13 protein-coding genes are annotated in these 13,445 nt (G+C 72.7%); 3 read left to right on the top strand and 10 right to left on the bottom strand.

Annotation, left to right across the window (positions count from 1 at the left end):
• Positions 1-20 precede the first annotated feature (20 nt).
• Both Plo01_RS12215 and Plo01_RS12220 read right to left on the bottom strand, forming a co-directional pair.
• Entirely contained in the window at positions 21-2,993 is a 2,973-nt protein-coding gene (locus tag Plo01_RS12215; RefSeq protein ID WP_203890651.1) for an ATP-binding protein, read from the bottom strand.
• Between the two features lie 196 nt (positions 2,994-3,189).
• Complete coding sequence (locus Plo01_RS12220) at positions 3,190-5,169, bottom strand: hypothetical protein (RefSeq protein ID WP_203890652.1); 1,980 nt, start codon at positions 5,167-5,169, stop codon at positions 3,190-3,192.
• A gap of 166 nt (positions 5,170-5,335) precedes the next feature.
• On the opposite strand from Plo01_RS12220, the gene Plo01_RS12225 reads away from it, so the two are divergent.
• The 3 genes from Plo01_RS12225 (at position 5,336) to Plo01_RS12235 (ending at position 8,059) form a co-directional block, all read left to right on the top strand.
• Positions 5,336-5,989, top strand: coding sequence for a hypothetical protein (locus Plo01_RS12225; RefSeq protein WP_203890653.1), 654 nt, complete (start codon positions 5,336-5,338; stop codon positions 5,987-5,989).
• A gap of 76 nt (positions 5,990-6,065) precedes the next feature.
• Positions 6,066-6,737 (top strand): hypothetical protein, encoded by a 672-nt coding sequence (locus Plo01_RS12230; protein WP_203890654.1) that lies wholly within the window; start codon positions 6,066-6,068, stop codon positions 6,735-6,737.
• A complete protein-coding gene (locus tag Plo01_RS12235) occupies positions 6,734-8,059 on the top strand; it encodes a hypothetical protein (protein ID WP_203890655.1) in 1,326 nt (441 codons plus the stop codon). Before Plo01_RS12230 ends, Plo01_RS12235 begins: the two co-directional genes overlap by 4 nt.
• Positions 8,060-8,071: 12 nt before the next feature.
• Here Plo01_RS12235 and Plo01_RS12240 read toward each other — a convergent pair whose 3' ends face one another.
• From Plo01_RS12240 to Plo01_RS12270, 8 genes are all read right to left on the bottom strand, one after another.
• Complete coding sequence (locus Plo01_RS12240) at positions 8,072-9,370, bottom strand: hypothetical protein (RefSeq protein WP_203890656.1); 1,299 nt, start codon at positions 9,368-9,370, stop codon at positions 8,072-8,074.
• A 233-nt stretch (positions 9,371-9,603) separates the two neighbouring features.
• Positions 9,604-9,906: a DUF1416 domain-containing protein gene (locus tag Plo01_RS12245; RefSeq protein WP_203890657.1), complete on the bottom strand. Its 303-nt coding sequence runs from the start codon at positions 9,904-9,906 to the stop codon at positions 9,604-9,606.
• Entirely contained in the window at positions 9,906-10,745 is an 840-nt protein-coding gene (locus Plo01_RS12250) for a sulfurtransferase (RefSeq protein ID WP_203890658.1), read from the bottom strand. The genes Plo01_RS12245 and Plo01_RS12250 overlap by 1 nt, the downstream gene beginning before the upstream one ends.
• 15 nt (positions 10,746-10,760) lie before the next feature.
• Positions 10,761-11,159: a DUF4395 domain-containing protein gene (locus Plo01_RS12255; protein ID WP_203890659.1), complete on the bottom strand. Its 399-nt coding sequence runs from the start codon at positions 11,157-11,159 to the stop codon at positions 10,761-10,763.
• Between the two features lie 61 nt (positions 11,160-11,220).
• Positions 11,221-11,304: a putative leader peptide gene (locus Plo01_RS41290; RefSeq protein ID WP_373871681.1), complete on the bottom strand. Its 84-nt coding sequence runs from the start codon at positions 11,302-11,304 to the stop codon at positions 11,221-11,223.
• A gap of 157 nt (positions 11,305-11,461) precedes the next feature.
• Positions 11,462-11,890 carry a TlpA family protein disulfide reductase gene (locus Plo01_RS12260; protein WP_203890660.1) on the bottom strand — a complete coding sequence of 143 codons (429 nt, stop codon included), beginning with the start codon at positions 11,888-11,890 and terminating at the stop codon, positions 11,462-11,464.
• Positions 11,891-12,024: 134 nt separating this feature from the next.
• Positions 12,025-12,876 (bottom strand): zf-HC2 domain-containing protein, encoded by an 852-nt coding sequence (locus Plo01_RS12265; protein WP_203890661.1) that lies wholly within the window; start codon positions 12,874-12,876, stop codon positions 12,025-12,027.
• On the bottom strand, positions 12,873-13,385 hold the full coding sequence (locus Plo01_RS12270) for a sigma-70 family RNA polymerase sigma factor (protein WP_275415377.1): 513 nt from the start codon (positions 13,383-13,385) through the stop codon (positions 12,873-12,875). Before Plo01_RS12270 ends, Plo01_RS12265 begins: the two co-directional genes overlap by 4 nt.
• Between the last annotated feature and the right edge of the window lie 60 nt (positions 13,386-13,445).

The following is a 13,445-nucleotide window of genomic DNA, read 5'->3' on the forward strand; positions in this document are numbered from 1 at the left end:
CGCCCTCGGTCCGTCCCCGGTCACTCGGTGAACGTCAGCTCCACGGTCTCCGGCGACTCGGCGTCGAACGGCAGGACGAACCGGTGCGGCCACGACAGCACGTCCTCCAGCCATCCCGCCCCCATCGTCTGGGCCACGTGCCGCAGCCGCTCGGCCGGGTCGATCCCGACCGTGACCGTCATGACGTCCCGCTCCACGCCCGCGTGCTCGTCGTCGCCCAGCAGGACCCGCCAGGCCAGGGCCCGGTTCCGGTCCACCTCCATGGACAGGGGGTGGTGGCGCAGCGCCCTGGCGCGGTGCCCGAGCAGTTCGGCGCCGGTCGCCGGGTGGTCGAACAGCGGGTAGTCCATGGCGGGCGCGGGGGCGTGCGGGTCGGGGGCGGGGTGCCCGTACGGGAAGAGCCGGTCCACCTCGTGCAACCATCGGACCTGCGGGATCACCCAGGAGGGTCCGGGCCGCTCGCCGGGCCTGCGCTCCGGGCCCAGGATCCGGGTCGCCGCCAGGGCGAGCTGCTCGGTGAGCCCGGCGGGGTCGGCCACGGTCCGCAGCGCCCAGGCGCGGCGGCCGACGGCGCGCTCCACGGCGGTGGCCAGCAGGCACTCGCGCCGCCGCGCGGGCAGCTCCGCCCACAGGTCCGTCAGCGCCCGGGGCGCGCCCGGCAGCGGGCGGTTGACGCAGAACGCCAGCGCCAGCGTGTCGGTCCAGATGCGCAGCCAGGCCCACTCGGGGGACTCGGCGAGCAGGTCGGCCTCGCGGAGCTCGACCAGCGTGCACGCCCGGCCGCTCCGGCACTCGTGGCCGCACGCCGCCGAGCGGCGCCCGCAGATCGGCGGGGTCTGCCCGGGGAGCGCGTGCTCGCGGTCCTCGCCCAGCGGCACCTGGATGCGGAGCGGGCGGTCCATCCCGTCGGCGAAGACGGCGGCCGTCCCGGGCTGGAGGGAGACGACCTGCCGGGACTGCTCCTCGCTCAGGTTCATCGCGGCGCCGACCAGATGGCGGTCGTCCTCGGCCGGGAGCCGGTGCACGACCTTCAGCGCGGTGTTCTTCACCACGTCGGAGACCAGCTTGGTGGGGATCTGCTCGGCCACCACGATGCCCTCGCCGTACGCGCGGATCTCGGCGAGCATCCCGGCCAGCAGCTCGACGGCGTGCGTGCTGGCCCGGCCCGCGCCCCGGTCGCGCAGGAGCCGGTGCGCCTCCTCGATCACGATCACGTGCCGGAGCCCGGAGGTCTTGGCGGACCTGGCCCGCATCCGCAGGTGCTCCACGATCCGGATGATCAGCGTGCCCATCAGGAACGCCTTGTCCTCGTCGTTGGCCACGTCCTCGATGGCCAGGACCACGTTGCGCTGGAGCAGGTCGCCGATGTCGGCGGGGTGGCCGCCCTCGAAGAACCGCCCGGCCGAGCCGACTCGGAGCGAGCGCAGCCGCAGCGAGATGAAGCCCTCGACGTCGGCCTGGACCTCCCGGCCGTAGCCGATCTCCTTGATCACTTCCATCGCGTGGTGCTGGAGCTGCTCCAGGGTCGGCACGGCCGGCCGCACCGCCGCCCCCGGGGCCGCGCCGCCGGTGACCACGTCCCAGCCGTTGGTCTCGTACACCCGCTGCAGCGCGAGCGACATGATCTGCGGGAACGGCTCCTCGGCGTCGAAGGCCGCCATGAACAGCGCCCGGACCATGTCGATGTGGGCCTGGACCGGGTAACCGGGCTCGGGGGCGAGCGGGTTGACGCTGAACGGCACGTTGTCGGGGGCCGAGGGATTGATCACGGTCACCGGGGCGAGGTGCTGGACCCGGCCGCCCATCGCGGCGTACTCGGACTTGGCCGGCTCGATGGCCAGCCACGGGATGCCCGCCCCGGTGAGCTGCTCCAGCAGGTGGCGCACGGTCTGCGACTTGCCGGAGCCGGTGGCGCCGGTGACGAACGCGTGCCGGTTCAGGGTCGCCAGGGGGACCGTGAACGACCCGACCGCGCGGTCCTGGCCGTCCACGATCGCGCCGAGGTCGAGCACCGGCTCCCCGAGGGGCGCGTCGGCCTCGCTGGTCACGTCGAAGAAGCCGGCGTCGAGCACCCGGACGCCGGGAACCTCGCGGCGGGGCAGCCCGGCCAGCGCGGCCAGCGCCCCCGCGGTGGCGGCGAAGGGGGTGGCGGTGCCGTCGGCGGGGTCCTGCAGGGCGGTGGCGAGCACCTCCTCGAAGGTGAGCGCCGGGGCGGACAGCGCGCTGCGCAGGCGGTAGGGGTGGTGGCTCATCTCGACGGAGCCGACCAGCACCGGGGCGATCTGCCGCAGCTCCTCCGGCCCGGCGGCCCCGGCCAGCACCCGCACGTTCCAGAGCCCGGCCTCGCGGAAGGCGTCGAGCTCCTGCATGCGCCGCTCGGCCCGCTCGGCGTCGTAGCGGGAGCGCTCGGAGGCGTCGCCGTACTGCCGCAGCACGTTGAGCTGGGTCCGCAGGTGCGCGATCTCGGCGTCCAGCAGGTCGGTCGGCTCGGCCACCACCAGCCACGCGAACGGCCGGGACATGAGCGTGACCAGCGTGGACTCGAACAGGGTGGGCCGCCGCACCTCGTCGGGGTCCGGCTCGCGGCGGCCGCTCAGCGGCGGCGCCTGCCGTCCCGGGCAGGTGGTCCAGGCGAGGTCGGACAGGTCGCTGAGCCATTCGTCGCCGATCCGCGTCCCCCGGGCGCCGCCGGGGAACAGCAGCGGCTCGGGACCGGCGGGGACCGGTTCGCCCTCGGCGGCCGCGGCCCGGCGGGGCGAGCGGGGCGGGGTGAGCGGCCCGGCGTTGGTGATCAGTTCCAGCGGGGCGCCGGATCCCCGGGAGAGCCAGCCGATCACGAAGGGACGGCCGCGCTGGGCCGCGGACAGGACGGCGGGCAGAACGGTGACGAAGTCCCACTCGGCCGACGAGCTGCGCGACGGCGCCGTGATCGACTGAATCCGGTACCAGGGGCCGGTCAGGCTGTGCGGAAGACGGGGCACGCTCTGCTGCATTCGCTCTCCACCAGGGTGACCCGGCTCCGGGCCGGAAGGTTGACGCTTCACCTACGGTCGGGCCTCACTGCCTGCGCCGCCTCCCCGTTGACCGAGTCATTACCCCGTCCACATTCTGTCCATAGGATGTCCGCCGGGCATTCTGCGGGATCTTCGTACGGCGTCCCGCGGGGCCTCCCGGCGCCCGCACCGGTCATCAGCGCTTGCGCCAGTCGAGCCGGGGCGGCGGCGGTCCGAGGTTGGGCGGGGCGAAGTTGGGCGGGGTGAGGTCGGGCGGGGCGGCTTCGAAGGGGACCGGCTCGCGCGCCTCCCCCTCCCCCGGCTCGACGGCGTTCCCCGTCGTCGCGGCCCGGATCTCGTCGAACTCCCCCAGCGTCGTGCGGGGGAAGGTGAGGATCGCGGGGTTGGCGTCGGCGAGCCGCACCCGCCGGCCGTTCGCGGTGGCGTCGGTGACGATCACCGAGGTGGTCGGGAGCTGCTGGAGCTGGTGCGGCTCGACCAGGAACTCCCTGGAACGATGCAGGACGCGCTCGGTCTCTCCCAGCGCCTTGCTCGCCCTGCGGCCCCACTCGGTGGACTCGGTGATGTCCTCGCGCAGGTCCGCGTGGCCCACGCCGCGGCCGTCCTCGTCGTCTCCCGCCCGGCCGACCGTGGAGACGTAGCCCCCGTCGAGCCCGGCCCCGGCGGCGCTGATCGTCTCGGTGAGCTGGGCGAGCTCCAGCCGGTGCTCGGTGCCCACGTGCTCGCTGGCCACCCGGGCGTCCTCGGCGTTGCCCAGCCGCATGAACGCCACCGCGGCGTGCCCCCGCCCGAGCCGCTCGCGCACGGTCGGGGTGAGCGAGCGGTAGGTCAGCACCAGCCCGGTCCTGGAGGTCTCGCAGGCGTCCATCAGCCGGTCGAGCACGTCGCCGCGGAGCTTGTCCGCCCCGGCGACGATGATCGTGTGGTACCACGGCCGCTCGGCGGCGGGCGACTGGCGCAGGATGTGGGTGAGCGCGGTGGCCACGTAGGTGCCGAGGACCCGGTTGCCGAACACGCCGGCCTGGCGGTCCATGGAGACCACCCGCAGGCGGGCGGGCGGGAGCCGTACGGCCTCCGAGCCGAGCGTCTCCAGCTTGCGCAGCTGCGACTCCAGCGCCCAGGCCCGCTCGATCACCACCCGGTCGCTGACGCCCCGGCCGAACAGCGTGCCGATCCGCTCCAGCTGGGTCGCGGTGATCAGGCCGTAGCGCAGGTCGTCGCGGGGGTCGCCGACCTGGGCCAGGGCCCGCAGCGCGGCGGTCACCTGGTTGATCGTGGCGTTCTCGCCGAGGACCTCCAGGACCCGCTCCAGGATCGCGTTGTCGAACGACAGGTCCCTGGTGGTGCGGTGCTCCTCGCTGACGCTGACCACGTGGGCGAGCACGTCGGCGAAGGCCTCCGGCGCCAGGGTCGCGCCGAGGTCGAGCCGGGGCAGGTCCACCGGGAGCACCCAGACCAGCGGCTCGTCGCCGCCCCGGCGGGCCAGCTCGATCAGGTCCTTGGCGACGGCGCCCTCGGACAGGTCGAGCACGGTCAGGTGGCCGCCGCTGTAGAGCCGGGTCGCGCCGAGCAGGGTGATCAGCGCCGACCATCCGGGCAGCGTGCCGCCGGCCACGTCGATGCGGTCGATCTCGTCCGGTACGGCCACGGCGTACCAGGTGGTCTGGCGGTCGTAGCGCTCCCTGCGCTCCGTCCACTCCCGGTAGCGGGCGGCGTGTTCCTCCTGGGCGCGGTGGAGCTCGCGGTCGCGATCCCTGCGCAGCTTCTCCCCGGCCGCCTGGTGCTCCCGGATCCGGTAGCGGACCGCGCGGTTCCCCTGGTAGATCGCGTAGCTGCAGAACCCGGCGATGCCGAGCGCGACGACCAGCCCGGCGACGGCGAACGACCAGTCCAGCGGCCCGATGACGGCCAGCCCCAGGACGAGCAGGGCCAGACCGATCATGAATCCCCGCACCACCTTCACCGGGCGGTTCAGCAGGTCCTCGTTGAGCCGCTCGCGGCGCACCCACTCGGGGTCGATCTCGGGGGCGGGGTTCTCCGCGGGGGACGGGCGCCGGGGAGCCGGCCCCGGGTCGGGAGAGAGCAGGGCATATTGCCAGCCCAGGTAAATCCGGTCCGCCTGGAGCTGCGCATGCTCGGGATGCACGTCCGTCACGGAACCTCCGCCGTCGGGCTCTCGTCCGCCTCCGTGACAGCGTAAAAGTTCTGTCCTCGGTTGGGGCGGCCTTCATGGCAATCCACTGTATTTTCCCCGCGTTTACCCTGACTTATGGGATCAATGGGTCTGGCGTGGATGGGATCAGCTACTACCATCCTTTGTCATGACGTCTCCCCCCGGTGGCGGTACCCGTCGGCGACGCCCGGTCGCGGTACCCCTCGCCATTCTGGCGATCGCCACCGGACTGGGAATCACCGCCGCCCTCGGCGGGTTCGCGGAAGCGCCGAAGGAGCCTCCGAAACAGCTCGGTCCCGGCGCCGCCGTCGACCAGAAGCTCTTCCTCACGAAGTTCGTGGCGTCGCGGACGGTGTTCCAGCCCGACGAGTACGGCGGCGAGGGAAAACGGTTCCTGGAAGTCGAGCTCGAGGTCACCAACAAGGGCGACCGGACCGAAGGGGTGGGTTCTCCGGGCCAGGGAGGCAAACAGGGTCTCCTCTACGGCAAGTCCCTGCTGAAGATGACCCCGGAGATCACGAACGAGTTCGGCCCGATCTCCATGATCATCGACGAAGGGGTCCCGAGCCAGCAGCTCCACCCGGGGATGACCTCCGCCGTCGTGTTCCGGTACGAGCTGGCGCAGGGACAGCAGGCGCCGGAGAACGTCACGTTCGACGTCGGGGTCTTCGATCCCGACCCCGACAGCGTCACGGGCGCCGACCTCGGCCTGATCCTGGAGTCCGAGAGCGACGCGAAGGGAGCACCGCCCAAGGTCGAGGCGAAGGTCACCCTGCCCGTCCAGCGAGGCGAGGCCGGTTGATGCGTTCCGTACCCCTCCCGACATCCCTTCGCGCGTTCCTCTCCGCGCCTCTCCTCCGGCGCGAGGGAGTCCGCCGATGAGCACCGTGACCCCCAGCACAGTGACCCCCGGCCGCCCCGGGACGACCGCCCCCCGCCCCGCCACCCGGCCCCCGGGCCGGCTGCGTCGGGCGGGCGCGGTGATCGCCGGAATCGCCCTGGCCGCCGCCGCGGTGGCCGTCCAGGCCGCCGCGCTGGAGCAGGAGGATCTCGTCGGCAACCTGACCTGGACCGGGCGGAGAGGGGACGAGGTCGTCGCCTCCCGGTTCAGCGCGCGGGTCACCGGGGTGCACGGCGCCAAGAGCATCCAGACCACGGACGCCGCGGACAAGGTGGAGAAGGCGACCACTCCGGGGATCTTCGTGGTCGTCGAGGTGGGGGCGACCGCCCACCGGGAGCCGCAGCGGTTCGGGCCCCCGGTGCTCCTGGCCGGGGACGGCAAGCGCTACACGGCCACCGACAAGGTGAAGTCCTCGCTGACCATCACCGAGCCCTACATCCAGCCGGGCTGGTGGTCGGAGAGCGTGGCGGTCTTCGAGGTCCCGGTCGCGGCCCTGACCGGCTCCCGGATCGTGCTGGGGCCGAAGCAGGGGCTCATCGGCGAGACGTACCTGCCGGAGGTGGAGATCGACCTCGGTCTGGACGACGCGGGTACGCAGAGCCTGATCTCCCAGGCCGAGGACGTCTACCCGCTGGGGGGCAGGAAGTGACCGGCGCCCCGCCCCCGGAGGAGACCCCCCGCGACTGGTTCGCCCCCCGCCAGGACGCCCCTCCCGCCCCGCAGGACGGCTCTCCCACCCCGCAGGACGGCCCTCCGCGGCGCGAGCAGGGCGGCTTCCCGCCCCGCGAACAGGTCGGCGCCCCTTCGCCCCTCCCCCGCCGGCGGCCCCGGCAGCAGTTCGCGCCCCAGCAGCAGTTCGCCGCGCCCCGAGAGCCTGAGGATCTCCAGGAGCCGCCCCGGGGCGCGCCCTGGCCCACCGCCGGTTCCTGGCCGCCGCCCCCGGAAGCCGCCGGGCCGCCCGCGCCCGGCCAGGCGCCGCGCGCCCCGCGGCCCCAGCGTCCCGTGAGCCCCGGCCACCGGCCCGGGGGTTCGTGGCCGCCCCGCCGGCAGGCCTTCTCCGATCAGCAGGTCTGGCCGCCTCCCCAGGAGCCCTCCGATGATTCGCCGGGAACCGCCACCCAGCCCTTCCCCGCCATCCCGGCCTCTCCGCTCCCCCGGCACGCCTTCGCCGCCGCGCAGGGCAGGCAGGACGGTCTCGGCGCGGGACCGGCGCGAGAAGACGACCTCGGCGCCGGACGAGTACGAGCCGACGACCTCGGCGCCGGACGAGTACGGGCCGACGACCTCGGCGCCCGAGGGCCGCAGGAGGACGAGCCCGGCACCCGGCGGGAGCCGGAGGACACCTCCGGAGCCGGGCGGGAGCCGGTCTCCGAGGCCGACGGCTCCCCTCGGCCCCCGCGCCGCCGCCGTACCGTGTTGCGGGCGATCGGGGCGGTCCTGGCCGTGGCGCTGGCCGTCGGAATCCCCACCTGGGACGACTACCGCCTCTACCGGACCGGCAACCCCGACTACCGGTTCCACCCCGTCGCCGCCGGAGGCACCGGCACACTCATGAACGTGGCCTGGCAGGTCGAGGTCGAGCAGGCCGACAGCCTGCCGGGTGCGGGACCCGCCAAGCCCGGGCGGCAGTGGCTGAAGATCAGGGTGATCAGGACCTCCCTGAACATGGAGGGCGTGGTCCGCAGCGCCCAGCCCGAGGTCGAGGTCAGGCACCCCGACGGCCGCTCCTGGCAGGCGCTGTTCGACAGCAACGACCTCCCCTTGGACCTCAAGGAGCACAAGGTCGGCACCCCCTACCGTTACGACCTGATCAGCGTGGTCCCCGAGGACGTCGCCGACCGGGTCCAGGTCCACGTCATCCCCAACCCTGCCCGGCTGTCGCTGGAGGAGCAGAGCGTCGAGGAGCTGTTCAAGAGCGCCGCCACGGAGAAGCCCGAACCGCAGGACCAGGTGCTGGTGTTCAGGCGCTGAGCGCCCGCCGCCTCACGCGCCGAGGGCTCGGCCCGCCTCCCGGCTCCGGGTGGCGGCGATGTCGAAGGTGGCCGCCAGCAGGCACACCGTCAGCATCCCCGCGAGCAGTTCCCGCACGAAGTCCAGGGGGCTGCCGAACACGAGCCAGAAGAAGGGGGAGTCGTTTCCGACCAGCGCCCGCGCCGCCCGGTCGGCGTACTCCGTCCCGACGTGGATCACCACGTAGCACAGGCAGAACATGCCGAACAGCGCCGCTCCGCCGCGGGTGACGAGCCGGAAGGCGTTCGCGGGCGGAATCCAGCGCTCCTGGAAACCGGTCGTCGACCTGGTCACGGTCGTCCGGGTGAGCGCGTGCGTACGGTCCATCCGGTCGGCCACGGTGTCCAGCCGGGTTCCCCGTACGACCGCGCGCGTGTCCTGGGCGAAGGCCCCGTAGACGAGCGCGGCGACCGTCAGCCAGGTCAACGGCTCGACCAGCGCGTCCACGATGAACGGCCACACGTCCGCGACGGTCTCCCAGAACGCCTTCCAACCGGGGATCGTCTTGTCGGCATGCTCCAGCCAGCCCTTGACCGTGGCCGTCGCGACCCGTCCGTCCAGCCACTCCGACCGCGCCGAGACGAGCTCGAATATCGCGTTGATGCCGTAGAAGGCGAAGGCCAGCTCGAAGAAGGCGGTGAGGATGCCGCTCGCCTTCCCCTTGCCGTTGGTGTGCCACCACGCGAACAACATCTTGAGCAGGTACGCGATCACGGCGACCACCGCCGAGAGCCACACCTCCAGCCCGATGAGCAGGTCGCCGCCCTCTCCCTTGATCCCGGCGAAGGATCCCGCGAAGTCCTGGTCGATCCGTTTCATGGCGTCGAGGGCGATCAGTTCCCTGGCGTCCTCGGCGTAGAAGCTCCAGGCGATGTAGATCGTGGCGAAGACCAGGGTGGACCGGTCGAGCGCGCCGAACAGGCTCTCGTCCGCCTCGTCCCCGGCCCGGCGCGCCCGGATCTCCCGCAGCGAGCCGCGCACCGAGTGGAGCATGCCCACCGTGACCACGAGCTTGGTCAGCACGATCAGGGTGAACAGGAACATCACGACGCCGAAGCGCACCTGCCGGTGATCGCCGTGGGCGACCTCCGTGGCCGCCCACATCAGCGCCGAGCGGACCGCCTGCCCGGCCGCGAACCAGAGCACCAGCGAGAGCAGGCAGGAACCGAGGATCCTGAGCGTGTGCCCGGGCAGCGACCACGCCGAGAGGGGCCGGGCGGCGGGAGCCGGGGACGGAGGCGCGGGTGGGGGCACAACAGACGTTCCGGACACCCGACGAATCGTAGCGATCGAGGCGGCGGCCGTACACGAGAAGCGCCCATGAGGGGCGGGCGGGCGCACACAGACGGGCGGGCGACCGCACACGACGGACACGGCTGCCGCACACGGGGAAAGGCGGGCGGACGCAGGGAAAGGCTGCCGCACACAGAAAAAGGCGGGCGGACGCGGAAACCGGCACCCCTCCGGAAGGAGGGATGCCGGTTTCCGTCAGCCGGGAGACCCGGTCAGAGGGTCACGGACAGCTCGGTGACCTCACCCAGGCGGGCCTGGGCCGGGATGTCCTTGGTGACGCCGCCGCCCGCGATGATGCGGACGGTCCAGTCACCGGGGGCGGCGAAGAAGCGGAAGACGCCCTCGTCGGAGACGACGACCTCGCCGGTGAACTCACCGGAGTGGTCCAGCAGGCGGGCGTAGGCCCGGCCCGCGCCGGACACGACGCCCTGGATGACGGCCTGGGTCGACAGGTCGATCCCGGCGGGCAGGGCAACGGTCTGCTCAGGTGCTGCGCACCCCTGGGCAACAGTCATCAGCGGGCCTCCCCCAGCTCGATCGGCACGCCCACGAGCGAGCCGTACTCGGTCCACGAACCGTCGTAGTTCTTGACGTTGGGCTGCTCGAGCAGCTCGTGCAGCACGAACCAGCTGTGCGCCGAGCGCTCGCCGATGCGGCAGTAGGCGATGGTGTCCTTGCCGAAGTCGACGCCCTCGCCGGCGTAGAGCGCCTGCAGCTCGTCGTTGGACTTGAAGGTGCCGTCGTCGTTGGCAGCCTTGGACCACGGGATGTTGCGGGCGGTGGGCACGTGGCCGCCGCGCTGGGCCTGCTCCTGCGGGAGGTGGGCCGGGGCGAGCAGCTTGCCGGTGAACTCGTCGGGCGAGCGCACGTCGACCAGGTTGAGCTTGCCGATCGCGGACACGACGTCGTCGCGGAAGGCGCGGATGGACAGGTCCTGGTCCGCGGCGGTGTAGGTGGTGGCCGGGCGCTCGGCGACCTCGGTGACCAGCTCGCGGGAGTCGAGCTCCCACTTCTTGCGGCCGCCGTCGAGGAGCTTGACGTTGTCGTGGCCGTAGAGCTTGAAGTACCAGTAGGCGTAGGCGGCGAACCAGTTGTTGTTGCCCCCGTAGAGCACCACGGTGTCGTCGTTGGAGATGCCCCGGGCCGACAGCAGGGCCGAGAAGCCCTCGCGGTCCACGAAGTCGCGGCGGACCGGGTCCTGGAGGTCCTTCCTCCAGTCGATCTTCACGGCGCCACGGATGTGGCCCTTGTCGTAGGCGCTGGTGTCCTCGTCGACCTCGACGAGAACGACACCAGGGGTGTCGAGGTTGGCCTCGACCCAGTCGGCGTCCACCAGGGCGGCGGAGCGGCTCATGGGATTCCTCCGGGGTTATCTTGCGGCGGGCAGTATCCGGCGAATGATCAGGTACATCTCGCAGCCGAGGCACAAGCCGAACGCGGCGTTGAGAAAGGCGGCGAACAGGGCCGCCGCAGTGGCGCCAAGGGCCAGTGGCGTTGTCTGTGTTGCGTATCCGACCGTACCCACCAGGGCGAAGATGAGACCGACCAGCTGCGCGAAGCGCGGCGGCCGGGCGTCCTCCGACTCCCGGGGAGGGCTTTTCACTATCCCTTTGAAGATCATCCCGTACGGCGAGGCGCCGAGGGCTCCCAGTGCGAACACCGCGGCCTGAGCCGCCAGCAGCCACCCGCTGCCCGTGACGAGGACGAGCGCGAGGACTGCCGTGGTGACGGCCGCGGCGAAGCGTAGGGCCCGGGGATCGGCTTGCATCGCTCGATGCTCCTGAAGGGTTGTGCAGATCGGTGCGGCTCGGGGCCGCTTGAGATCGCCCTTAGGAGACGCGACAGAGCGCGGTGGCGACGCGGCAGAAGTCGACCGCGCGCCGCTTGGTGAGCAGCTCTGTCGTGGGGTGCATGCCGATGACATTACCCCGGCGTTCCGGTATCTGTCACATCCATGTCCAGTTCGTGAGACGAAAATGCCCGGGAGGCGGTAAAGTGCCCGCCCGGCACGCGAGGATCCGCTGCTCAGCCCTCAGCTGGTCAGCCCCCGGCCGCCCAGCCCTCGACTGCTCAGCCCTCGACGGCCTGCCCGAGAGCGGCGATGACATCGGCCTTGCGGGGCTGGCCCGAGGCGCGCTTCACGACGCGGCCGGACGGGCCGAGGACGAGCACGGTCGGGGTGCGCAGGATGTTCAGGGAGCGGACCAGCTCCAGCCGGGACTCCGCGTCGATCTCCACGTGCGCGACGCCGGGCACCAGCTCCGCCACCTCGGCGAGGATCCGGCGGGTCGCCCGGCAGGGCTGGCAGAACGCCGTGGAGAACTGCACCAGCGTGGCCCGCTCGCCCAGCTCCGCGCCCAGGTCGTCCGCCGTCAGCCGCTCCACGCCGCCGTCCTTCACCTCGCGGGGCACGCCGTCGCGGCGCCGTACGACCACGCCCACGAGCGTGGCCACGGCGAGCGTCGCGGCCAGCACGGCCAGCCCTGTCACTCCAGCCATCGAGCACCACAACGCCCGGCGCCGCCGGCCCATTCCCGCCGCTCCGGCCCAGGAGCGATCGGCCGGCCCGGCGGACCCGGACCGGGGGCGCCGTCCTCTCCGGCGGATGACCGGCCCGCCCCCTCCCGCTCCGGTCAGCCGCCGTGGGCGGGGACCGTGAGCAGCAGACGCCCGCCGGAGGTGAGGACCTCGAACCGGTCGATGCCGCCCGGCGGGATCGTGGTGGAGCCGGAGAAGCCGCCCGACTCGTCGTAGGCCGCCTCGTCGACGATCCAGTTCCCGGCCGTCTGACGGCTCCCGTCGGCGGCGACCACGTCCAGCCGGAAACGGGTGCCCGTGGCGACCCCGGAAATCATGATCTTGACCGTGGTCGCCTTCTCGTCCGGCCGCGCGGTCACCGTGGCGCGGACCCTCCCCTTGGCCCCCTTCGCCGCCAGCGTGTCGCCCTGGTCGCCCATCACGACGTCGGGAGTCGGCGTGCCCTCCGGCGCGAGCCTGCTGTCGCGTGCCGCGTCCTGGGGAGACCGGCTGGGGGCGGCCTTCGCCTCCGCGCTGCCCGCGCCGCTGCCCGCGTCCTCGGAGAAGGGCGCGGCCGCGCGGCTGTCGGTCGCCGCCTCCGGGGCGGACTGCGCCGTCGTCACCGCATCGTCCCCGATCCCGGCGGTCGTCGCCCAGTAGGCGCCGCCGAGCCCGATCACCACGGCCGAGGCCGCCAGCGAGAGCATCACCCGGGCCAGCTTGCGCCGCCGCGCCCGGGCGTTCAGCAGCCGATCGAGAACCGCCCGCGGCGGACTGGCCGCCTGGGCGATGTCGTCCTCCGAGACCCGGCCCAGGAAGCCGGCCACCCCGCCCAGCTCCGCCAGCTCCGCGCGGCAGTCCGCACACCCTTCGAGGTGCGCCTCCACCGGCGCCCGCTCCTCCGGATCCAGCGCCCCGAGGACGTACACCCCGAGTGAGATCCGGGCTTCGTCACAGGTCATGTTCATGGCGCCAGCCCCCGCTCCTCCAGCGCCAGCTTCAGCGCCCGGAGCGCGTAGTACGTACGTGATTTCACCGTTCCCGGAGGGATGCCGAGCGTCTCCGCCGCCTCCTTCACCGACTTCCCCTGGTAGTAGACCTCGACGAGCACCTCGCGGTGCTCCGGCCTGAGCGCGGCGAGCGCCTCGGCGACCGCCCACGACTCCACGGCCCGTTCCAGCTCGTCGTCGGCGGGCACGACGGCGAGCGCCTCGTCTCCCGTCTCCTGGGGCCGCGACTTGCGCGCCCGGTGCTGGTCGAAGACGAGGTTGCGGGCCACGGTGAACAGCCACGCGCGGATCGAGCCGCCGCCGAGCGCGTCGGGATGCCGCCAGGCCCGCAGCAGCGTCTCCTGCACGACGTCCTCCGCTCTCCCCGAATCGCCCGTCAGTCTCAGGGCGTAGCCGTACAGTGGCCCGCCGTGTTCGTCGAAGAGAGCCCTGACGAGCTGCTCATCGGCGGTTCCGGCGTGACTCACATCCTCACGACGTACGGCGGGGCGGTTCGGTTCAGGCGTGACCGGATCGGCTTCGGGCAT

It is taken from the genome of Planobispora longispora (assembly GCF_016863135.1).
Classification (GTDB): Bacteria; Actinomycetota; Actinomycetes; order Streptosporangiales; family Streptosporangiaceae; genus Planobispora; species Planobispora longispora.

What these genes read in the sequence shown, in the direction of transcription:
- Plo01_RS12225 (WP_203890653.1), top strand. Translation starts at nt 5,336, where the DNA reads ATGACGTCTCCCCCCGGTGGCGGTACCCGTCGGCGACGCCCGGTCGCG.
- Plo01_RS41290 (WP_373871681.1), bottom strand. Translation starts at nt 11,304, where the DNA reads ATGCACCCCACGACAGAGCTGCTCACCAAGCGGCGCGCGGTCGACTTC.
- Plo01_RS12255 (WP_203890659.1), bottom strand. Translation starts at nt 11,159, where the DNA reads ATGCAAGCCGATCCCCGGGCCCTACGCTTCGCCGCGGCCGTCACCACG.
- Plo01_RS12265 (WP_203890661.1), bottom strand. Translation starts at nt 12,876, where the DNA reads ATGAACATGACCTGTGACGAAGCCCGGATCTCACTCGGGGTGTACGTC.
- Plo01_RS12245 (WP_203890657.1), bottom strand. Translation starts at nt 9,906, where the DNA reads ATGACTGTTGCCCAGGGGTGCGCAGCACCTGAGCAGACCGTTGCCCTG.
- Plo01_RS12260 (WP_203890660.1), bottom strand. Translation starts at nt 11,890, where the DNA reads ATGGCTGGAGTGACAGGGCTGGCCGTGCTGGCCGCGACGCTCGCCGTG.
- Plo01_RS12250 (WP_203890658.1), bottom strand. Translation starts at nt 10,745, where the DNA reads ATGAGCCGCTCCGCCGCCCTGGTGGACGCCGACTGGGTCGAGGCCAAC.
- Plo01_RS12215 (WP_203890651.1), bottom strand. Translation starts at nt 2,993, where the DNA reads ATGCAGCAGAGCGTGCCCCGTCTTCCGCACAGCCTGACCGGCCCCTGG.
- Plo01_RS12230 (WP_203890654.1), top strand. Translation starts at nt 6,066, where the DNA reads ATGAGCACCGTGACCCCCAGCACAGTGACCCCCGGCCGCCCCGGGACG.